Raw genomic sequence first — 19878 nt, 5'->3', positions numbered from 1 at the left:
GGGACTTTTCCCTTGAGCATGAAGTCCTCTCTGCCCGAACTCAGGGTTTTCCTGGCCTTGGCGGAAAGCGGCCACTTCACGCGGGCCGCGGATCGCCTGGGCATGTCCCAGTCCTCGCTGAGCGCGGCGCTGGGCAAGCTGGAGCGGCTGCTGGGCACGCGCCTGTTCGACCGCCACACGCGCGCCTGCCGCCTCACCGACGCGGGCATGGCCCTGCTGCCCGCGGCCCAGCGCCTGGTGGCCGACTGGGAACACCTGGTGGCCGATGCCCAGGACTTCGGCCGCAACGCGCGTGGCCGCGTGAGCGTGGCCGCGCCCAACGCGCAATGCGCGCTGCTGCTGCCGCCCGTGGTGCGGGCCTTCAGCGAACGCTACCCCGGCGTGCGCGTGCAGCTGCACGACGTGCCCGAGCACGAGGTGCACGCGCTGGTGCGCAGCGGCGCGGCCGACCTCGGCATCGCCACCCAGACCGACGCGCGCAGCGACCTGGTCGCCACGCCGCTCTATGCCGACCAGTTCATCGCCGTGATGGCGCCCGAGTCCCCGCTCGCCGCACGCCGCACGCTGGAGTGGCAGCAGGTGGCGCGCCAGCCCGTCATCGGCTACCTGCCGGGCAACCCCGTGCGCAGCCTGCTGGAGGAAAAGCTGGCCGAGCGCGGCATCCGGCTGAACTACGCCTTCGAGATCGCGCTGCCCTGGACCATGATGGGCCTGGCACGCGAAGGCCTGGGCGTGGCCGTCGTCACCCTGGCGCTGCGGCCGATGGCCCACTGGCATGGGCTGCAAGTGCGCCGTGTGGGCCGTCCGCAGCTCGCGCGCATGCTCACGCTGCTGCGTGCGCCGGGCAACTCGCCTTCGCCCGCCGTCGCGGCTTTCCGGGAGCTGCTGATCGGCCACGCAGCGCCCCCGGGCTGAGCCCGGCGCCGCCGGCCGCAGCCGCTCGGGCTTCGGCCCCTGTCCGACATCCGCCGGCGCGCTGGTCCCGCGCCGCGCAAGGGCCGGCGGCGCCATGCTTCGGGACTGCATGCAGGGCCCGGCCGGCGGGCTGGCCTTCGCCCTTCATGACGGCCATCGCCGGCCCCGCGTGCGCGGGCACCCGGTGCCGGCCCGGGCATCGCTTCACAGGAGTTCATGCATGACGGTCGCAGCGTGGTTGGGGCGCCGGGCGCGCCCGGTGCTGGCGAAAGCCCTGCCGGCCTTGGGAGACACCGAGCGCATCGCGCTGGAAGCCGGCAGCGTGGGCTTCGAAGGCCAGCTCTTCGCGGGCCGGCCCGATTTCAATGCGCTGGCGCGCACCGGGCCGATGGGGCTGACGCAGCGCGAGCAGGCCTTCCTCGACCACCCGGTGCGCCGCCTTTGCCGCATGCTGGACGACCATGCCATCGACGAGGCCGGCGACCTGCCGCAGGAGGTCTGGCGCTGGCTGCGCGACGAGCGCTTCTTCGGCCTGGTCATTCCCGAGCAGCATGGCGGCCTGGGCTTCAGCCACCAGGCGCATGCCACGGTGGTGGCGCGCATCGCGACGGTGAACGTGGCGGCGGCCGTCACGGTGATGGTGCCCAATTCGCTGGGCCCGGCCGAGCTGCTGCTGCGCTACGGCACGCCCGAGCAGCAGGCGCACTGGCTGCCGCGGCTGGCCGACGGCCGCGAGCTGCCCTGCTTCGCCCTCACTTCGCCCTACGCCGGCTCCGACGCGGCGTCGATCCCGGACCGCGGCGTGCTGGTCGAGCGCGAGTTCGAAGGCCGCATGACGCGCGGCTTCCTGGTCGATTTCGACAAGCGCTACATCACGCTGGCGCCCGTGGCCACCGTGGTCGGGCTGGCCTTCCAGGCGCACGACCCCAGCCGGCCCGAAGGCGAGCGCGACCTGGGCATCACCTGCGCGCTGATCCCGGTGCCGCAGCCGGGCCTGCAGATCGGCCGCCGCCACCGGCCCATGGCCTCGGCCTTCATGAACGGCCCGATCCGCGGGCGGCAGGTTTTCGTGCCGCTGGACTGGGTGATCGGCGGCGAGGCCCAGGTGGGGCAGGGCTGGCGCATGCTGATGGAATGCCTCGCCGCGGGCCGCGCCCTGTCGCTGCCCGCGCTGGGCTCGGCCATGCAGCAGACCGCGCTCTTCGTGGCGCAGGGCTACGGCCGCGTGCGCGAGCAGTTCGGGCTGCCCATCGGCCGCTTCCATGCCGTGGCCGACCTGACCGCGCGCATGGCGGCCGAACTGTATGCCACCGATGCCGCGCGGCGCTACACGGCCGTGGTGCTCGATGCGGGCGAGCGGCCCAGCGTGGCCGGCGCCCTGCTCAAGGTGCAGCTCACCGAGGCCGGACGGCGCGCCGTCAACCACGGCATGGACATCCTGGGCGGCAAGGGCATCATCGCCGGCCCGGCCAACCTGCTGGGCAATGCCTACCGGCAGGCCCCCATCGCCATCACGGTGGAAGGCGCGAACCTGCTGACGCGCGCGCTCATCGTCTTTGGCCAGGGCGCGGTGCGCTGCCATCCGCATGTGCGGGACGAGATGAAGGCCGTGCAGTCCGGCGACGACGAAGCGCTGGGCCGCGCGCTGCTGGCCCATGCCCGGCATGTGCTGCGCAACTTCGGCCGCAGCCTGTGGGGCGCGCCGCTGCGGGGCACCGTGCCCGACGGCCTGCTGCGCGAGGCCCTCGCCATTGCGCGGCTGAGTGCGCGCCTGGCCTTCGCGGCGGACCTGGCCATGGGCCTGCTGGGCGGCCGGCTCAAGCGCATGGAGCTGCTGTCGGCCCGCCTGGGCGATGTGCTTTCCCACCTGTACCTGGCCAGCGCCTGCGTGTGGCGCTTCCATGCCGAGGCGGCGCAGGCGCCGGCGCTGCTGCCGCTGGCGCGCGCGGCCATCCAGGCCCAGCTGCAGGCGGGTGCGCAGGCGCTGCAGGGCTTCTACGCCAACCTGCCACAGGCCGGCGCGCGCTGGCTGGGCGCCCTGACGGCCGGGCGCGCGCCGGCGGCGGTGCCCGACGCATGCTGGCTGGACCTGGCCGAATCGCTGGCGCAAGAGCCCGTGCTGCTCGCGCAACTGCTGCCCGATCTGCAGCGGCCCGCCGCCGGGGGCCTGCTCGACCTGATGGAGGCGCTGGAGCTCGCGCAACGGCTGGGCCCCGAGGCCCAGGCGCTGCAGAAGGCCTGGCGGCAGACAGGCTCCGTCGCCGCCGCCTGCCAGGGCGCGCGCGATCCGGCGCTGGCGCGCGCCTACCTGCAGGCGGTGGACCGCGTGATCCAGGTGGACGACAGCCCCGGCCCGCGCGACGAGGCGCGCGCTGCGCTCACGCGTGCGGCTGCGGCGGGGACGCGGGCCTCAGCGCCTGCAGCGCCTGCGCCGTCGCCGCATCGGCCGGAAAGAAGGATTCCACGGCCAGCTCCTGCAAAGTGACGTCCATCGGGGTGCCGAACAGCGTGGTGGTGCTGATGAAGCTCAGCAGGCCCGCTTCGGTGCGCAGCTGCAGGGGCACCACCACGCCGGCCAGCTCGCCGCCCGCGGCGGGCGCCTGCGTGCCGTCGCAAGGGCAGGGGTAGGCCGCCAGTTCGTCATGCAGCGCCTGCAGTTGCGCGTCGCCGGTGGCGGCGATCTGCTGCTGCAGGCGCTCCAGCAGGTGCTCGCGCCACTGGCGCAGGTTGGCGATGCGCGGCGCCACGCCCTGCGGGTGCAGCGACAGGCGCAGGACGTTGACCGGCGGCGCCAGCAGCTCGGCCGCGCTGCCCGCCATCAGCAGCGGCACCTGCGCGTTGTGCGCCAGCAGGTTCCAGTGCCGGTCCACGGCCAGCGCGGGGTAGGGCTCGTGCCCCTGGAGCACGCGCTGCACCGCCTGCCGTGCCGCAGCCATGGCCGGATCGTCCAGGCTGCGCTGGCGGTACATGGGCGCGAAGCCGGCCGCCACCAGCAGGGTGTTGCGCTCGCGCAGCGGCACCTGCAGGCGCTCGGCCAGCCGCAGCACCATCTCGCGGCTGGGCGCGGCACGGCCGGTTTCCACATAGCTCAGGTGGCGCGTGGAGATGTCCGCGTCCTGCGCCAGGTCCATCTGGCTCAGGCGTCGGTGCTGCCGCCAGTGGCGCAGGTGGGCGCCGAAGGGGTCGCGGGCGCCGGGGCCGGGGCGCGCGGCCGGTGCGGGGCCGGCGAGGCCGGCCAGCGAGGAAGAGGCGGTGCGGGCGGAAGTCATGGCGGCATTCTGGCGCCGAAGGGGCGCACGGCCATGACCTCCGAGGTCATGGACCCGCTGCGGCCGCCGCGACACGATGCGACCCAGCACGGCCCGCCGTGGATGCCGCGCCAACTTCCCAAGGAGTCCACCATGTCCTCTTCTTTTCTTGCCTCGCCCCGCTTCCTGCCCCGTGTCATGGCGCTCGACGCCGCCTCCTGCGCGCTGACCGGCGCCCTTCAGCTGGGCCTGACCGACACCCTGGCCCGGCTCACGGGCCTGCCCGCCGGGCTGCTCACGGGCACGGGCGTGTTCCTGTTGGCCTATGCGGCCGTCGCCGCCTGGGTCGCGGGCCGGCAGCCGGTGCCGCGCACGCTGATCGGGCTGATCGCCGTGGGCAACTTCGGCTGGGCCGCGGGTTGCGCGCTGCTGATGGCGGCCGGGCCCTTCGCGCTCACGGGGCTGGGCATGGCCTGGCTGCTGGCGCAGGCCCTGACCGTGGTGCTGCTGGGCGAGGCCCAATGGATGGGGCTGCGTGCCACCCGCACGCCGCAGGTCGCGGCCGCCTGACGCGGGCGCCGGCGGCGGCCGCGGTGCGCACACCCCGCGCCTCACCTTCGCCGCCATAACCGACAGGCGCGGCAGGGCGCGCCGCGCGCCTACCGCGTTCGCCATGGAAGCCTGCTATCTTGTGGCGGTGTCACACCGCGTGGCCCCCACCACGACTGAACAAGGAGCGCGATTTCCATGGCTGCTGCCGCATCCCAAGCCACCCCCCAAGCCCCCGCCGCCGGCGCTTTCGCCACCCTCAAGACCTTCAAGACCGGCACCGGCGAGTCGGGCAAGTTCTGGTCGCTCAAGGAGCTGGCCAAAAAGTACCCCAACGTGGCCAAGCTGCCGGTGTCGATCCGCATCGTGCTGGAGTCGGTGCTGCGCAACTGCGACGGCCAGAAGGTGACGCCGGCGCACGTGGAGCAGCTGGCCAACTGGCAGCCCAACGCCGAGCGCACGGAAGAGATTCCCTTCGTCGTGACGCGCGTGGTGCTGCAGGACTTCACCGGCGTGCCGCTGCTGGCCGACCTGGCCGCCATGCGCAGCGTGGCCGCCAAGCTCAACAAGTCGCCCAAGACCATCGAGCCGCTGGTGCCGGTGGACCTGGTGGTGGACCACTCGGTGATGGTGGACCACTACGGCACGCCGCAGGCGCTGGACCTGAACATGAAGCTGGAGTTCTCGCGCAACAACGAGCGCTACCAGTTCATGAAGTGGGGCATGCAGGCCTTCGACACCTTCGGCGTCACGCCGCCGGGCTTCGGCATCGTGCACCAGGTCAACCTCGAATACCTCGCGCGCGGCGTCTACAAGGCGGCCGACGACAAGGCCGACGTGCCCACCTGGTACCCCGATTCGCTGGTCGGCACCGACAGCCACACGACCATGATCAACGGCGTGGGCGTGGTGGGCTGGGGGGTGGGCGGCATCGAGGCCGAAGCCGCCATGCTGGGCCAGCCGGTGTACTTCCTGACGCCCGACGTGGTGGGCTTCGAGCTCACGGGCCAGCTGCGCGAGGGCGTGACGGCCACCGACCTGGTGCTGTACGTCACGCAGATCCTGCGCAGCGAGAAGGTGGTGGGCAAGTTCGTCGAATTCTTCGGCCCCGGCGCCGCGTCCATCCCGGTGCCCGACCGCGCCACCATCGGCAACATGGCGCCCGAGTACGGTGCCACCATGGGCTTCTTCCCGGTCGACGAGAAAACGGTCGACTACTTCCGCGGCACGGGGCGCACCGAGGCCGAGATTGCCCGCTTCGAGGCCTACTACAAGGCCCAGGGCCTGTTCGGCATGCCTGCGCCGGGCGAGCTGAACTACACCAAGATCGTCAAGCTGGACCTGTCCACCGTCACGCCCAGCCTGGCCGGCCCCAAGCGGCCGCAGGACCGCATCGACCTGGGCCATCTGTCGACGCGCTTCAAGGAGCTGTACAGCAAGCCGGTGGAAGCCAACGGCTTCAACCAGCCGGCCGACAAGCTGACGCAGCGCGTGCCGCTGAATATTGCGACTGAGGCGGCGCCGGCCAAGGCGCCGGTCACCATCGGCAACGGCGACGTGCTGATCGCGGCCATCACCTCGTGCACCAACACCTCCAACCCCAGCGTGCTGCTGGCGGCCGGCCTGCTGGCCAAGAAGGCGGTGGAGGCCGGGCTGACCGTGAAGCCGCACGTCAAGACCTCGCTGGCGCCGGGCTCGCGCATCGTCACCGAGTACCTCGAGAAGACCGGCCTGCTGCCTTACCTGGAAAAACTGGGCTTCTACCTGGCCGGCTACGGCTGCACCACCTGCATCGGCAACGCCGGCGACCTGGCGCCCGAGATCAACGAGGCCATCACCGCCAACGACCTGGTGGCGGCGGCCGTGCTGTCGGGCAACCGCAATTTCGAGGCGCGCATCCATCCGAACATCAAGGCCAACTTCCTGGCCTCGCCGCCGCTGGTGGTGGCCTTCGCCATCGCGGGCAACGTGATGGTGGACCTGATGACCGAGCCGGTGGGCCAGGGCACCGGCGGCAAGGACGTGTACCTGGGCGACATCTGGCCCAGCGCGCAGGAAATCGCCGACCTGCTGGGCTTCGCGATGAACGCCAAGGCCTTCCGCCAGAACTACGAGCAGATCGCGGCCAACCCGGGCAAGCTGTGGAGCAGCATCAAGGGCGTGACCGGCGACGTGTACGACTGGCCCCGCTCCACCTACATCGCCGAGCCGCCTTTCTTCGAAGGCTTCCAGATGCAGCCGCACGCGGCCAGCCCCGGCGTGAAGGGCGCGCGCATCATGGCGCTGTTCGGCGATTCGATCACCACCGACCACATCTCGCCGGCCGGCGCCATCAAGGAAAGCTCGCCCGCGGGCCAGTGGCTCAAGGCGCATGGCGTGCTGAAGGCCGACTTCAACAGCTACGGCTCGCGCCGCGGCAACCACGAGGTGATGATGCGCGGCACCTTCGCCAACGTACGCATCAAGAACCTGATGATCCCGGCGCTGGCGGACGGCTCGCGCGAGGAGGGCGGCCTGACGCTGTTCCAGCCCGAGCGCGGCCCGGCCGAGAAGATGTTCATCTACGACGCGGCCATGAAGTACATCGCGCAGGGCACGCCGACGGTGATCTTCGCGGGCGAGGAATACGGCACCGGCTCCAGCCGCGACTGGGCGGCCAAGGGCACGCAGCTGCTGGGCATCAAGGCCGTGGTGGCGCGCAGCTTCGAGCGCATCCACCGCGCCAACCTGGTGGGCATGGGCGTGCTGCCGCTGCAGTTCCTGGGCGCCGATTCCTGGCAGGGCCTGCAGCTCACGGGCGACGAGCGCATCGACGTGGTGGTGGAGGGCGAGCTCAAGCCCCAGCGCGACGACGTGAAGCTGGTCATCCACCGCGCCGACGGCCGCGTGCAGGAACTCAACGTGCGCCTGCGCATCGACACGCCCATCGAGGTCGAGTACTACCGCCACGGCGGCATCCTGCCCTTCGTGCTGCGGCAGCTGCTGGCGGCCTGAGAACCGCTCCAGGAGACGGCGGAAAACGCCGCTGCGCGCGGCCTGGTCCGGCGCAAGCCCTGCGCTTGCAGCCGCCGGCCGGGCCCGCGCCTTGCGGCATGATCGGCGCATGAGTCTGCAACTTCTGATCGTCGGTGGCGGCATCGGCGGGCTGGCGGCTGCGCTGGCGCTGGGCCGGGGCGGCCACCGGGTGGACGTGCTGGAGCAGGCCGCGCGCTTCGAGGAATTCGGCGCCGGGATCCAGCTGGGGCCGAACGTGGTGCGCCGGCTGCGCGCGCTGGGCGTGGAGCCCGCGCTGCAGGACGTGGCCGCGCGCCCCACGCGCCTGAGCGTGCGCAGCGTCCAGGGCGGCGACGAGCTGGCGCGCATGGTCTTCGACGCCGCGCGCGTGCGGCGCTATGGCGCGCCCTACCTGTGCGTGCACCGCGCCGACCTGCATGCGGTGCTGCTCGGTGCGCTGAAAGCGCAGGGGCCGTCGCGGCTGAGCCTGCACACGGGCGCGCGCGTCTCGCGCATCGCCACCCGTGGCGGCGAAGCCGTGTGCGCGGCCGCCGACGACACGCGCGCGTGGGAGGCCGACGGCCTGGTGGGCGCGGACGGCCTGTGGGGCGCGACGCGCGCGCGCGTGATCGAACACGACGCCCCGCCGCACCGCACCGGCCACACGGCCTGGCGTGCCTTGCTGGCGCAGGCCGCGCTGCCGCAGGCCCTGCGCAGCGACCGCATCCAGATCTGGCTGGGCGCGCGCGTGCATGTGGTGGCCTACCCGGTGCGGGCCGGCGACTTCCTCAACGTGGTGGTGCTGGCCGAGGCCGCGCCGCCCGAGGGCGCCGGGCTGGACGCGCGCGGCTGGGACCAGGAGGCCAGCCTCGACACCCTGCGGCAGGCCACGCGGCAGGCGGGCGCCGGGCTGCGCGCGCTGCTCGACGCCGTGCCCGCCTGGCGCGCCTGGACCCTGCATGACCGCCCGCCGCTGCAAGGGCCCGCGCAGATGGCGCAGGCGCGCATTGCGCTGCTGGGCGATGCCGCGCACCCCATGCTGCCCTACCTGGCGCAGGGCGCCGGCATGGCGATCGAGGACGCGGCCACCCTGGCCGAGGTGCTGGCCGGCGTGGACGCCGGGCAGCTGCCGGCGGCCTTCGCGCAGTACGCTGCCCAGCGCTGGGCCCGGAACGCGCGCGTGCAGGCGCGGGCGCGGCGCAACGCGCGCATCTTCCATGCCACGGGCTTGCTGCGGTGGGGCCGGGACTGGGCGATGCGCCTGGGCGGCGCACGCGTGCTGGACGTGCCCTGGCTCTACGCCGGCTGAACCGGCGCAGCCGCGCCAAGCGGCTCGGGCCGCGGCTGCCCCGCCGGGCCGCGTTCAGAACGCGCCGCAAAGGGCGAAGGCGTAGCGCGAATCCTGCGCCTCGCCCGCGCCGTGCCAGCGCGGCAGGCGCAGGTCGGTGGCGGCCTGCGGCGCCTCGGTGTTCGAGAAGCGGCGCAGCACGCCCGCGCCGCCCTCGCGCTGCGCGGCGGCGTCCGGCCGGCGGCGCGCCACCTCCACGTGCTCGATGCGCCGGCGATCGTGGCGCACGATGGCCTCCTGGTCGTCCTCCACCAGGCACAGCGTGCCGCGCTCGGCTTCCAGCACGTGGCGGAAGCGCTCCCACACGGCGGACAGCGAGGGCTTGATGCTGTGCAGCGAGCAGCCGGCCGCCCGGGCATGCGACTGCAGCTCGGCGCGCAGCGACATCGGGATGCAGGACACGAGCTGCTCACCGCTGGCCGCAGGGGCGGCGAAGAAGAACGCGGCGGTGCGCGCGTCGGCCTCGTACAGCTGTTCGTAGCGGGCGCGGGCGTAGCTGTCGCGCAAGGTGCGGTCCACCGATTCGGGCGACCAGGGCAGCACGAAATACTGCGCCTGGCTCGGGCCGATCACCCAGCCGAGGGTGCGGCGCGCCGAAGGCGTGTCGGTGATCCATTCGCCCAGGCGCTGCATGGCCTGCGAGCGTTCACCGCGCTGGAAGGAAAAGCTGGCCTGCCGGGCCAGCCGGCGCACGCCGCAGCGGCGCTGCACTTCACAGGCCAACAGCGAGTCGGAGGCCAGGTGAACGCTGATGTGCGCGCTGGAGAGGAAAGCGGCGAGATCCATGCGCGTGATTGAACGCGAGGGCGCCCCTTCTGTGACCTACCAGCTTTGACAGGTGGCCACAGGGTGCGCCGGCGGCGCGGCGACCGCACAATGACATTCACGTCACACACGAGGCACGGACCCGCGGCGCGGCGGCCGGCGCAGCCGCGCCGCCCGCCCGCGGCCGCGCGGCCCGGCGGGCGGGAAGACGGGGCGTGTCAGTGCAACAGGCCGCGCATCAACGCCTGCACCACCGCCGCCGTCTTGTTGGCCACCTTCAGCTTCTGCACCGCGTTCTTGATATGGAAATTGACCGTGGGGATCGAGATGGACAGGATGTCGCCGATGTCGGCGGCGGTCTTGCCGTCGGCCGTCCACTTGAGCACCTCCACCTCGCGCGCGGTCAGCGCCTCTTCCTGGGGCGGGACGTAGCGTGCCTGCATCAGCCGCGACAGCGACAGGTGCGCCGATTGCACCAGCCAGCGCATCTTGGTTTCCTTCTCGCGCAGCTCCAGCGCCGAGAAGGGCTCGCCCCCGCGCGAGAGCGTGAGCATGCCTCCCACGCCGAAGCCGTCGAGGCTGGACTGGGCCCATCCCACGCACAGGCCCTGGCCGCGCGCCTCTTCCCAGAATTCCGGCGTGTCCGCGAACATCTCGTCCGTCCACACCAGCGGCTGCTGGCTCAGGTGACCCAGGCGCACGCTGGGGTCGACCTGCAGGTAGCCGGCCTCGGCGTAGCGCCGCTGCCACTGCTCGGAGTAGTTGTTGAGCGTGATGACCTTGGGGTTCGAGACCGGGATCGCGAGCCGCAGGCCGTAGGCGCAGTGGTCGAAGCCCAGGTCGCGCGCAGCGTTCAGCAGGGCCTGGAAGACCACGGCCTCGTCGGTGGCGCGGTCCAGGGCGACCAGGAGATTCTCGGCAAAGGAGTGCACGAACGGCCTGCTGCAGGGAATCGGATGAAGGGGGAGCGCCAGACCGCCGCGCGGCGGCGCCCACGGTCCTCGCATTGTGAATCGTCAGCATGAATTTACATCAAATGTTTCTTGCTGCCGAGTCGCCGCCCGGACGACGCTGCCGCGAGAGGGCGGCGCCCGCAGGCCTGGGTGCCGTCGTGGCGCCGTTCGCGCCGCCGCGCGCCTCCCGGCCTTTCCCCGTGGCGTCGGCAGGAGGCGCGACATGAACCCGTCCTTCCATGAAGGCCTGCTGCATCTGCGCCCCTCGGAGCTGGCGGCGCTGCGCCTGGTCCACCTGATGTCCGGCATGGACGACGAGGAGGAGCCCGTGGTGGCCGCCGGGCGCTGCGGCCGCGTGGTCCAGATGTCCGGCTACACCGAATGGATCAGCCCCGACGCCGCCACCCTGACCCTGGGCTGGGATTGGCAGTTGCTGCCGGGCGTGGGGCGGCCGCAGGTCGCGCGCCTGGGCCTGCCGCGCACCAACATCCAGGTCCTGGACGCCTGCCTGCGTCCGCTGCCCTGGGAGCACAACCTCCAGGTGCTGGCCGATTTCATCGACCGCATCGACTGGATCTCGCCGGCCTTCGAGGCGGTCTGCCAACGCCATGTGAACTGAAAACGCCGGCCCGGTGCGGGTCCCTATCTTGAGCCGGCGGCCACGGGGCCGCGCCACGCTGTTGACACTTCGGAGTCCGCGGCGGGGCGCAGCGCAAGCTATCAGACTTGGTAGTTTCTTCTACGGGCCAGGAGCGCTGCAATGAATGGATACAACCACTCGGATCCACCCCCATGCAGATGCTCACTGGTCGCTGCGGCGACATCGCCCCCCAGCTGTTCGAAGACATCGGCCGCTACCGCCACAAGGTTTTCGTCGACATGCTCAAGTGGGAGTTGCTCATCGACGAGCCCGGCATCGAGCGCGACCAGTTCGACCGCGAGGACACGCTGTACGTGGTGGCGCGCGACGATGCGGGCGCGGTCATCGGCACCGCGCGCCTGCTGCCCACCACTCGCCCCTACCTGCTGGGCGAGGTGTTCCCCGAACTGATGGCTGGCGCCGAACCGCCCAGGGATCCGCGCGTGTGGGAGCTGTCGCGCTTCGCGGCCGTGGACTTCACCAAGCCCACGGGCCAGGCGATGGGCCAGTTTTCGGCCTACGTGGCGGCCTCGCTGCTGGCGGCCTCGCTGGAGGCCGCGCGCGCCCAGGGCGCCGAGCGCGTGATCACCGTGTCGCCGCTGGGCATCGAGCGCCTGCTGCGCCGAGGCGGCTACCGCTCGCACCGCGCCGGCCCCCCGCAGCTGATGGGCGGCCACCCCATCTTTGCCTGCTGGATCGACACCACCGACCCGGCCTGCTTGGCGCAGCTCGAACGCGACCGCGTCGAGCTCTCGCACTGAGCGCGGCGGCCTACCGCGCCTGGGCAGGCGCGCGCGGGCCGCGTCGCCAGACCAGTTGCGCGCCCAGCGTCATCGCGACCGCCGCGAACAGCGGGCCGCCCCGCGCGCCGATGTGGTCCACCAGCAGCCCGCCGCCCACCGCGCCCGTGGCGATGGCGATCTGGAAGGCGGCCACCAGCAGGCCGCCGGCGCCTTCCGCCTGCTCGGGCGCCGCACGCACGATCCAGGTCTGGAAACCGACCGGGAAGGCGCCGAAGGCGAAACCCCACAGCACCACCGCCACGGCCGTGACGGCGAAGGACGTGCCGGCCACCAGCAGGCTGGCGGCCAGCAGCGCGATCAGCACCGCGCCCGCCACGATGGCGCGCCGCTCGCTGCGCTCGGCGATGGCGCCGCCGACCAGGTTGCCGAAGAAGCCGCCGATGCCGTAACCCAGCAGGATGCCGGTGATCGCCCCCACCGAGAGCTGCGTGACGTTCTCCATCAGCGGCCGGATGTAGGTGAAACCGGCGAAATGGCCGGAAATGACCAGCAGCACGGCCAGCAGCGCCACGCGCACGTCGCCCCGCGCCAGCAGCCGGGCCAGCACGCGCAGGTCGGGCCGGTCGCGCGGCGGCAGCGCCGGCAGGGAGGCGAGCTGGATCGCCAGCGTCAGCAGGCTCACCGCGCCGGCCGCCAGGAAGGCGCTGCGCCAGCCCCACAGCTCGCCCATCCAGGCCCCCAGCGGCGCCGCGCACACCGTGGCGACGGACACGCCGGTCAGGATCAGCGCCATCGCACGCGCGAACAGATGCGCGGGCACCAGCCGCAGCGCGAGCGCGCCCGACATGGACCAGAAGCCGCCCAGCGCGATGCCCAGCAGCAGCCGCGCGGCCAGCAACGCCATCAGGCTGGCGGTGCTGACCGTGATCAGGTTGGACGCGACCAGCAGCCCCGTGAGCGCAAGCATCACGGTGCGACGGTCCAGGTGGCGCGTGAGCAGCGGCACCAGCGGCGCGGACACGGCGGCGACCAGGGCGGTGGCCGTCACGGTCTGGCCGGCCGTGCCTTCGCTCACGCGCAGGTCGGCCGCCATGGCCGTGAGCAGGCTGGCGGGCAGGAACTCGGCCGTGACCAGCCCGAACACGCCCAGCGACAGGGCGGCGACGGCCGGCCAGTGCGGCGCCTCCTGGGTGCTGGAGGGGGCCTGGGCGGCTGGCGGGACGCCGCTCGAAGCGGGAGCGGCATCGAGGGCGGCCGTCGCCGGAAGCGACGGGCAGGAGGTGCAGGACGAAGAGGAGGACACGAGAAGGGAGACCGGATGGCCATGCTGTGGAGGGCCCAGCTTAGGTCTAGGATACCGGCGTTTCCATGCCATAAAGAACCAAATGCTTGACCAATCCTCCAGCCTTGCCGCGTCTGCGCAGGTGGGGACGCTGCCGCCCGTGCCCCCGGATCGGCGCGATCTGCTGACCCGGATCCTGCTGGGCCTGCGCCTGGACGGCGTGGAATACGGGCGCTGCATCCTGCAGGCGCCCTGGGCGGTGCGCTTTCCGGCGCAGCGCGAGGCACGCTTTCATTTCGTCGCCAGCGGCGGCGGCTGGCTCCGCGTGGAAGGCGGCGACTGGCTTCGGCTGGCGCCGGGCGATGCCGTCCTGCTGCCGCGCGGCAGTGCCCATGTGCTGGCCAGTGCGCCTGGGCTGCAGCCTACCGACGTGCAGGCGCTGCCGCGCGTGCCGGTGTCGGAGCAGGTCTACGTGGTGCGCGGCGCAGGGCCCGGGCGGGGCGGCGAGGAGGGCGCCGGCGCTGCGCCCGCCGCGCCGGACGTGCTGTTCTGCGGCACCCTGCGTTTCAACCTGGACCCCCTGCATCCCCTGCTGGCGCTGATGCCCGAACTGATGCGCGCCGACGAACTGGCACGGCGCAACCCCGGCGTGCCCGCCTTGCTCGATGCGATGGAGCGCGAGGTGGCGATGGACCGCATCGGCAGCTGCGGCATCCTCGCGCGGCTGGCCGATGTGCTGGCGGCAAGTATCATCCGCGCCTGGGTGGAGTGCGCCTGCAACGACGCCACGGGCTGGCTGGCCGCCGTGCAGTGCCCGCGCATCGGACAGGTCATTGCCGCCATCCATGCCGAGCCGGAGCGCGACTGGCGCGTGCCGGCGCTGGCCGACCTCATGGGCGTGTCGCGCTCGCGCTTTGCCGAAGCCTTCACGCGCACGGTGGGCGAGAGCCCGGCGCGCTACGTGGCCAAGGTCAAGATGTTCCAGGCCCGGCGCTGGATCGCGCAGGAGGGCATGCGCGTGACCGTGGCCGCGAACCGGCTGGGCTATGACTCCGAGGCCTCCTTCAGCCGCGCCTTCAAACGCATCGTCGGCCAGCCGCCGAGCGCGTTGAAGGGGGAGCCGGCGCACCGCCCGGTGCGCGTGGGCGGCGAGCCGCTGCCGGCCTGAGGGGGCGCGTGGGCCGCGCCCACCCAGGGCGCCCGGCGCGCCGGGCCGGCTCAGAGCGCCGTGCGCAGCGTCCAGATCTCGGGGAAGAGCACCACGTCCAGCATCTTGCGCAGGTAGCTCACGCCGCCCGTGCCGCCGGTGCCGCGCTTGAAGCCGATCACGCGCTCCACGGTGGTCACATGGCGGAAGCGCCACAGGCGGAAGGCGTCCTCGATGTCGGTGAGCTTCTCGCCCAGCTGGTACAGGTCCCAGTACCGGTGCGGGTCGCGGTACACCGTGAGCCAGGCTTCTTCCACGCCGGGGCTGGCCACATAGGGCTGCGTCCAGTCGCGCTCCAGCCGGTCGGCCGGCACCGCGAGGCCGTGGCGCGCCATCAGGCGCAGCGCTTCGTCGTACAGCGAGGGCGCGCGCCAGGCGGCTTCCACCTGCGCCAGCAGGTCGGGCCGGTGCGCATGCGGCTTGAGCATGGCGGCGTTCTTGTTGCCCAGCGCGAACTCGATGCAGCGGTACTGCGCGCTCTGGAAGCCGCTGGAGTTGGCCAGGTAGGGCCGCATGGCGGTGTACTCGGGCGGCGTCATGGTCGACAGCACGGTCCAGGCGTTGACCAGCTGCTCCATGATGCGCGAGACGCGCGCCAGCGTCTTGAAAGCCTCGGGCTTGGTGTCTTCCGACGGATTGGCGATGGCGGCGATGGCGGCACGCAGTTCGTGCAGCATCAGCTTCATCCACAGCTCGCTGGTCTGGTGCTGCACGATGAACAGCATCTCGTCGTGCGCGGGCGAGAGCGGATGCTGGGCGTTGAGCACTTCGTCCAGATGCAGGTAATCGCCGTAGCTCATCGACTGGCTGAAGTCGAGCTGGGCCTTTTCCTCGTGGACGATGTCTTCAGGGCGGCGGGCGCCGGCATTCGGATCGTGGGGGCAGGTCATGGGGTTACCTCTGCGTGCGCTTGCGGCGCGGAAACGGCTCCGCGAGCCCTGCGCGCCAGCGGCCGCAGGGCTCGGGAAGCGATCGTTGCAAGCCTCAGGCCAGGACGGCGGCGACCGCCTGGGCCACGTGGTCCACGTTCTTCGTCGACAGGCCGGCGATGCACATGCGGCCCGAGCGCACCAGGTACACGCCGTGCTCGTCGCGCAGGCGGTCCACCTGCTCGGGCGTGAGGCCGGTGTAGCTGAACATGCCGCGCTGGGTCAGGAAGTAGCGGAAGTCGCGCTGGCCTTCGAAGCGCGCGTTCAGCGCGGCGTACAGGCGCTCGCGCATGTCCTTGATGCGCGCGCGCATCTGGCCCAGTTCGGCTTCCCATTCGGCGCGCAGTTCGGGGGTGTCCAGCACCTGCGTCACCAGGCGGGCGCCGTGCGTCGGCGGGCTGGAATAGTTGGCGCGCACGGCCGACTTGAGCTGGCCCAGCACGCGGTCGGCCTCTTCCTTGTCCTTGCACACCACCGACAGGCCGCCGCAGCGCTCGCCGTACAGCGAGAAGCTCTTGGAAAAGGAATTGGAGACGAAAAAGCGCACACCGGCATCGGCCAGCGAACGCACGGCGAAGGCGTCGGCGTCCACGCCGTCGCCGAAGCCCTGGTAGGCGATGTCCACATAAGGGATCAGTTCACGCTCGGCGATCACGGGGATCAACGTACGCCACTGGTCCTGCGACAGGTCCACGCCCGTGGGGTTGTGGCAGCTGGCGTGCAGCAGCACGATGCTCTGCTTGGGCAACTGCTTGAAGGTGGCCAGCATGTCGTCGAAGCGCAGGCCGCCCGTGGCTTCGTCGTAGTAGGGGTAGGTGTTGACCTTGAAGCCGGCGCCTTCGAACAGGGCCTTGTGGTTCTCCCAGGTCGGGTCGCTGACCCAGACCTGCGAGCCGCCGAAGTAGCGGCGCAGGAAGTCGCCACCCACCTTCAGGCCGCCCGAGCCGCCCAGGGTCTGCAGGGTGGCGATGCGGCCGCTGGTCACGGCTTCGTGCTGGGCGCCGAAGACCAGCTTCTGCACGGCCAGGCGATACGCCGCCATGCCTTCCATGGGCAGGTAGGAGCGCGGGCCGATGTTCTGCAGCAGCGCGGTCTCGGCCTTGCGCACGGCCGACATCACGGGCAGCTTGCCCTCGTCGTCGAAGTAGATGCCGATGCTCAGGCTGACCTTGTGGGGGCGCGGATCGGCCTGGAAGTCCTCCATCAGGGAGAGAATCGGGTCACCGGGATAGGCTGGGACGTGCTGGAACATGGGAGCTCGCGTGTCAGAGGAAATGAGGGAAGGCTGTAGGAAATCGCTTGTCGAGGGCGAGTGCCGGGGAAGTTAACACCGCAAAAAATGGCGTGGTGTCGGTTATTCACAACGCCTGATCCCTATTTTGTACCTCGTTTCATCAAAGAAACAAAACCAAGGATTCCAGCCCATGAAGCAAGTGATAGACGTTGGCCTGCCGGCCTTGAAGCAACCCTTCTCGTGGGCCGTCAAGGCCACGGGCGCGATGCTCTTCACCGCGCACGGCCCGGTGCGCCAGGACGGCAGCATCGACACCGGTCCCATCGAGGCGCAGACGCGCCTGACCTTCGAGAACCTGCGCCGCACGCTGGAAAACGCCGGCGGCACGCTGGCCGACGTGACGCAGGTGCTGATCTACATGACCGACGTGACCGACATGCCGGCCATCGACGCCGTGTATCGCGAGTTCTTCGAGGCGCCGTACCCCAATCGCTCCAGCGCCGCGGTGGCCGCGCTGGTGGTGCCGGGCATGAAGATCGAGATCGTGGCGTACGGGATGCTGGAGCAGGGCTGAGCGGCCCGCGTTGCTAGGGGCCGCCCACACAGGCTGCGGCCCCGGTCTTCGCTCAGAGCGTGTTCAAAGTCTCTTGAGCAAGAGCACCAAGAATGCCAAGTGGACGAACTGCAGGCTGGTGTTGAGCCATCGCTCGCAGTTCTTCCACAGCCTCCTGTTCTTGTCCAGCCAGGCAAAGCTGCGTTCCACGACCCAGCGCTTGGGCATCACCTTGAAAGTGTGAAGCTCGCTTCTCTTGGCGATCTGCACCGTCACATGCCCTCCCAGAATCTGCTGCACGCCTTGCGCGAACGGCCGACCGATGTAGCCTGCATCGCACAGCAGGCTTTGTAGCCGGCTCAACCGGGGCTTGCAGCGCTGTAGCGCCTGCAGTGCGCCTTTGCGGTCCGTCACCTCGGCCGTGGTCACCGCTATCGCATGCGGCAATCCCTGGGTGTCCACCGCGATGTGGCGCTTGATGCCCGAGACCTTCTTGCCTGCGTCATAGCCCTTCAAGCCCGCCGTGTCCGTGTTCTTCACGCTCTGCGCGTCCACGATCAAGAGCGTGCTGCAGGCGTTGCGCCCCAGTTTCTCGCGGGCCGCGCCAACCTGATTTTTTTAATGCCTGCTCCAGCAGGCTGCCACCCTCGCGTGGCTCGCTCCAGATGGCAAAGTACGAGTGCACGGTGCGCCACTTGGGAAAGTCACTGGGCAGTGCCCGCCACTGACAGCCCGTGCGCAGCAGGTAAAGCACGGCGCAAAACACCTCGTACAGCTCCACTTTGCGTGGGGCAGTCTTTCTGCGCGCACTCTCCAGCAATGGCCGGATCACCTCGAACTGCTCGCGCTTGATGTCGCTGGGGTAGCCTTTTCTCACCCACCGAGCTTCTCACATCAAGAGGGTGAGACTTTGAACACGTTCTCAGAAACTGCCGAACAGGGTGCCGAGGGTGATCACCAGCACCAGGGCCGGCAGCGGGAACAGCATGGTGACCGCGGCTACGTCGGCATACGACTGGCGGTGCGTCAGCTTGCAGATGGACAGTAGGGTGATGATGGCGCCGCAATGCGGCAGCGTGTCCATGCCGCCGGCGGCCATCACGGCCACGCGGTGCAGCAATTCGGGGCTGATGCCGGCCTGCTGCGCCATCTGCAGGTAGTCCACGCCCAGGGTCTGCAGCGCGATCGACAGGCCGCCCGAGGACGAGCCCGTGATGCCCGACAGCACGTTCATCGCGATGGCCTCGGAGATCAGCGGATTGCCCGGCGACACGTTGAGCACCGCGTCCCGGATCAGCGCGAAGCCGGCCAGACTGGCGATGACGGCGCCGTAGCCCACTTCGGAGGCCGTGTTGAACAGCGGCAGCATGAAGCCGAACACGCCCTGGTTGACGCTCTCCTTCAGGTCCTGCCAGTGGCCCAGGCGGCTCACGATCAGGGTCGCGCAGGCCGTCAGCAGCGCGATGATCAGCGACCACAGGCCCGTGAGCCTGGCCGGGTCGAGCGATTCGAAGCGCTCGGTCATGAATCCCAGGTCCACGCGCGGGAACACGGCGTAGGTCAGCAGCGCGTTGACGCCGACCACCAGCAGCAGCGGCAGCAGTGCCAGGGGCAGCGGCAGGGTCTGCTGCTGCAACTGGGTCAGTGCCTGGTCGTCATCGCGGGCCGCGGCGTCCTCGTGCCGGCCGTAGCCTTCGCCGGCGCGTCGGGCCCCGGCGGCGCGCCATTGGAGCCACAGCAGGCCGGCCGTGAAGATGAAGACCGCGCCAATCACGCCCAGGCCCGGTGCCGCGAAGGCGTTGGTGCCGAAGTAGGGAATCGGGATCGCATTCTGGATCGCCGGCGACCCCGGCAGCGCCGTCATCGTGAAGGTGAAGGAGCCCAGCGCGATGGTGGCCGGCACCAGGCGCTTGGGGATGTCGGCCGTCTGGAACAGGCTGCGAGCGATCGGGTAGATGGCGAAGGCCACGACGAACAGCGACACGCCGCCATAGGTGAGCAGCGCGCAGGCCAGCACCACCGTGAGGATGGCGTGGCGCTCGCCCACGTTGCGCACGATCCACAGCGCCAGCGTCTGTGCGGCTCCCGAGTCGGCCATCAGCCGGCCGAACAGCGCGCCCAGCAGGAAGATGGGCAGGTACTGCAGCACGTAGCCGCTGAGCGCGGCCATGAAGGTACTGGTGTACAGCGGCAGCAGCAGCGCCGCATCGCCCGACAGCAGCACGGCCAGCGCGGCTGCGAGAGGGGCCAGCAGCAGCACCGTGACGCCGCGATAGGCCAGCAGCATCAGCACGAGGAGAGAAACGACGATCGCCAGCATGGATTCGGGTAGGCTTTTGCTGCTGCATTGCAGCACAAAAGCGTTCGAATCTAGCGCAGGCCGATGGCAGTCTCAGGCGCAGGCCTCACGGCGGTGCGGGCTCTTGCGGCGCACCTTGCGATGGAGCAAGGTATGTGCAGAAAGTGCGGGCCGAGCCGATGACCTTGCCTCGATTTCACGTACAGCAAGAAGTTGGAA

The 19878-nt window shown here is 70.9% G+C and carries 17 protein-coding genes; 9 read left to right on the top strand and 8 right to left on the bottom strand.

The features are described 5' to 3' along the window. The first annotated feature begins 18 nt into the window (after nucleotides 1-18). Both LG388_RS24115 and LG388_RS24110 read left to right on the top strand, forming a co-directional pair. Nucleotides 19-915: a LysR family transcriptional regulator gene (locus LG388_RS24115; RefSeq protein ID WP_225785193.1), complete on the top strand. Its 897-nt coding sequence runs from the start codon at nucleotides 19-21 to the stop codon at nucleotides 913-915. Nucleotides 916-1135: 220 nt separating this feature from the next. Further along, nucleotides 1136-3400 carry an acyl-CoA dehydrogenase gene (locus LG388_RS24110; RefSeq protein ID WP_225785082.1) on the top strand — a complete coding sequence of 755 codons (2265 nt, stop codon included), beginning with the start codon at nucleotides 1136-1138 and terminating at the stop codon, nucleotides 3398-3400. Here LG388_RS24110 and LG388_RS24105 read toward each other — a convergent pair. After that, a complete protein-coding gene (locus tag LG388_RS24105) occupies nucleotides 3294-4184 on the bottom strand; it encodes a helix-turn-helix domain-containing protein (RefSeq protein ID WP_225785081.1) in 891 nt (296 codons plus the stop codon). The two genes, LG388_RS24110 and LG388_RS24105, sit on opposite strands and share 107 nt — an antisense overlap. 132 nt (nucleotides 4185-4316) lie before the next feature. Here LG388_RS24105 and LG388_RS24100 point away from each other — a divergent pair, with 132 nt between their 5' ends. The 3 genes from LG388_RS24100 (at nucleotide 4317) to LG388_RS24090 (ending at nucleotide 9015) form a co-directional block, all read left to right on the top strand. Beyond that, a complete protein-coding gene (locus LG388_RS24100) occupies nucleotides 4317-4733 on the top strand; it encodes a hypothetical protein (RefSeq protein ID WP_225785080.1) in 417 nt (138 codons plus the stop codon). Nucleotides 4734-4910: 177 nt separating this feature from the next. Continuing rightward, nucleotides 4911-7706, top strand: a complete 2796-nt coding sequence (gene acnA, locus LG388_RS24095) for an aconitate hydratase AcnA (RefSeq protein WP_225785079.1) — start codon at nucleotides 4911-4913, stop codon at nucleotides 7704-7706. A gap of 109 nt (nucleotides 7707-7815) precedes the next feature. Continuing rightward, entirely contained in the window at nucleotides 7816-9015 is a 1200-nt protein-coding gene (locus tag LG388_RS24090) for an FAD-dependent monooxygenase (RefSeq protein WP_225785078.1), read from the top strand. A gap of 54 nt (nucleotides 9016-9069) precedes the next feature. Here the strand turns inward: LG388_RS24090 and LG388_RS24085 are convergent, their stop codons facing one another. Both LG388_RS24085 and LG388_RS24080 read right to left on the bottom strand, forming a co-directional pair. Beyond that, nucleotides 9070-9840, bottom strand: a complete 771-nt coding sequence (locus tag LG388_RS24085) for a hypothetical protein (protein ID WP_225785077.1) — start codon at nucleotides 9838-9840, stop codon at nucleotides 9070-9072. A 197-nt stretch (nucleotides 9841-10037) separates the two neighbouring features. Next, complete coding sequence (locus LG388_RS24080; RefSeq protein WP_225785076.1) at nucleotides 10038-10751, bottom strand: autoinducer binding domain-containing protein; 714 nt, start codon at nucleotides 10749-10751, stop codon at nucleotides 10038-10040. Nucleotides 10752-10995: 244 nt separating this feature from the next. Between LG388_RS24080 and LG388_RS24075 the strand changes: the two genes are divergently transcribed. Then, entirely contained in the window at nucleotides 10996-11391 is a 396-nt protein-coding gene (locus LG388_RS24075) for a DUF4902 domain-containing protein (RefSeq protein ID WP_225785075.1), read from the top strand. A gap of 173 nt (nucleotides 11392-11564) precedes the next feature. Beyond that, nucleotides 11565-12173 carry an acyl-homoserine-lactone synthase gene (locus LG388_RS24070; protein WP_225785074.1) on the top strand — a complete coding sequence of 203 codons (609 nt, stop codon included), beginning with the start codon at nucleotides 11565-11567 and terminating at the stop codon, nucleotides 12171-12173. A gap of 10 nt (nucleotides 12174-12183) precedes the next feature. Here LG388_RS24070 and LG388_RS24065 read toward each other — a convergent pair whose 3' ends face one another. Then, entirely contained in the window at nucleotides 12184-13458 is a 1275-nt protein-coding gene (locus LG388_RS24065) for an MFS transporter (protein ID WP_225785073.1), read from the bottom strand. A gap of 82 nt (nucleotides 13459-13540) precedes the next feature. Here LG388_RS24065 and LG388_RS24060 point away from each other — a divergent pair, with 82 nt between their 5' ends. Further along, nucleotides 13541-14605, top strand: coding sequence for an AraC family transcriptional regulator (locus tag LG388_RS24060; protein ID WP_225785072.1), 1065 nt, complete (start codon nucleotides 13541-13543; stop codon nucleotides 14603-14605). A gap of 50 nt (nucleotides 14606-14655) precedes the next feature. On the opposite strand, the gene kynA is transcribed toward LG388_RS24060, so the two are convergent. Further along, nucleotides 14656-15534, bottom strand: a complete 879-nt coding sequence (gene kynA, locus LG388_RS24055) for a tryptophan 2,3-dioxygenase (RefSeq protein WP_225785071.1) — start codon at nucleotides 15532-15534, stop codon at nucleotides 14656-14658. Between the two features lie 94 nt (nucleotides 15535-15628). Next, on the bottom strand, nucleotides 15629-16825 hold the full coding sequence (locus LG388_RS24050; RefSeq protein ID WP_225785070.1) for an amino acid aminotransferase: 1197 nt from the start codon (nucleotides 16823-16825) through the stop codon (nucleotides 15629-15631). Between the two features lie 172 nt (nucleotides 16826-16997). Here LG388_RS24050 and LG388_RS24045 point away from each other — a divergent pair, with 172 nt between their 5' ends. Beyond that, entirely contained in the window at nucleotides 16998-17381 is a 384-nt protein-coding gene (locus LG388_RS24045; RefSeq protein WP_225785069.1) for a RidA family protein, read from the top strand. A 63-nt stretch (nucleotides 17382-17444) separates the two neighbouring features. On the opposite strand, the gene LG388_RS24040 is transcribed toward LG388_RS24045, so the two are convergent. Continuing rightward, nucleotides 17445-18237, bottom strand: a protein-coding gene (locus tag LG388_RS24040; protein WP_086009121.1) for an IS5-like element ISStma16 family transposase whose coding sequence is annotated in 2 segments (ribosomal slippage) — nucleotides 17445-17979 and nucleotides 17978-18237 — 795 coding nt in all. Because the reading frame shifts where the segments join, the coding sequence is not laid out codon by codon here. A gap of 45 nt (nucleotides 18238-18282) precedes the next feature. Then, the gene (locus tag LG388_RS24035; RefSeq protein ID WP_225785068.1) at nucleotides 18283-19680 is read right to left on the bottom strand and encodes a GntP family permease; all 1398 of its coding nucleotides are present in this window, start codon (nucleotides 19678-19680) and stop codon (nucleotides 18283-18285) included. Nucleotides 19681-19878 lie beyond the last annotated feature (198 nt).

The sequence above is a fragment of the Xenophilus sp. Marseille-Q4582 genome (assembly GCF_916700565.1).
Classification (GTDB): Bacteria; Pseudomonadota; Gammaproteobacteria; order Burkholderiales; family Burkholderiaceae_C; genus Xenophilus.
This window is presented reverse-complemented; position numbering and strand designations above follow the sequence as displayed.

Bases quoted from the DNA above. Each gene is read 5' to 3' on its own strand.
- LG388_RS24100 (WP_225785080.1), top strand. From the start codon at position 4,317: ATGTCCTCTTCTTTTCTTGCCTCGCCCCGCTTCCTGCCCCGTGTCATG.
- LG388_RS24115 (WP_225785193.1), top strand. From the start codon at position 19: ATGAAGTCCTCTCTGCCCGAACTCAGGGTTTTCCTGGCCTTGGCGGAA.
- LG388_RS24110 (WP_225785082.1), top strand. From the start codon at position 1,136: ATGACGGTCGCAGCGTGGTTGGGGCGCCGGGCGCGCCCGGTGCTGGCG.
- LG388_RS24050 (WP_225785070.1), bottom strand. From the start codon at position 16,825: ATGTTCCAGCACGTCCCAGCCTATCCCGGTGACCCGATTCTCTCCCTG.
- LG388_RS24045 (WP_225785069.1), top strand. From the start codon at position 16,998: ATGAAGCAAGTGATAGACGTTGGCCTGCCGGCCTTGAAGCAACCCTTC.
- acnA (WP_225785079.1), top strand. From the start codon at position 4,911: ATGGCTGCTGCCGCATCCCAAGCCACCCCCCAAGCCCCCGCCGCCGGC.
- LG388_RS24060 (WP_225785072.1), top strand. From the start codon at position 13,541: ATGCTTGACCAATCCTCCAGCCTTGCCGCGTCTGCGCAGGTGGGGACG.
- LG388_RS24105 (WP_225785081.1), bottom strand. From the start codon at position 4,184: ATGACTTCCGCCCGCACCGCCTCTTCCTCGCTGGCCGGCCTCGCCGGC.
- kynA (WP_225785071.1), bottom strand. From the start codon at position 15,534: ATGACCTGCCCCCACGATCCGAATGCCGGCGCCCGCCGCCCTGAAGAC.
- LG388_RS24085 (WP_225785077.1), bottom strand. From the start codon at position 9,840: ATGGATCTCGCCGCTTTCCTCTCCAGCGCGCACATCAGCGTTCACCTG.
- LG388_RS24070 (WP_225785074.1), top strand. From the start codon at position 11,565: ATGCAGATGCTCACTGGTCGCTGCGGCGACATCGCCCCCCAGCTGTTC.
- LG388_RS24090 (WP_225785078.1), top strand. From the start codon at position 7,816: ATGAGTCTGCAACTTCTGATCGTCGGTGGCGGCATCGGCGGGCTGGCG.
- LG388_RS24075 (WP_225785075.1), top strand. From the start codon at position 10,996: ATGAACCCGTCCTTCCATGAAGGCCTGCTGCATCTGCGCCCCTCGGAG.
- LG388_RS24035 (WP_225785068.1), bottom strand. From the start codon at position 19,680: ATGCTGGCGATCGTCGTTTCTCTCCTCGTGCTGATGCTGCTGGCCTAT.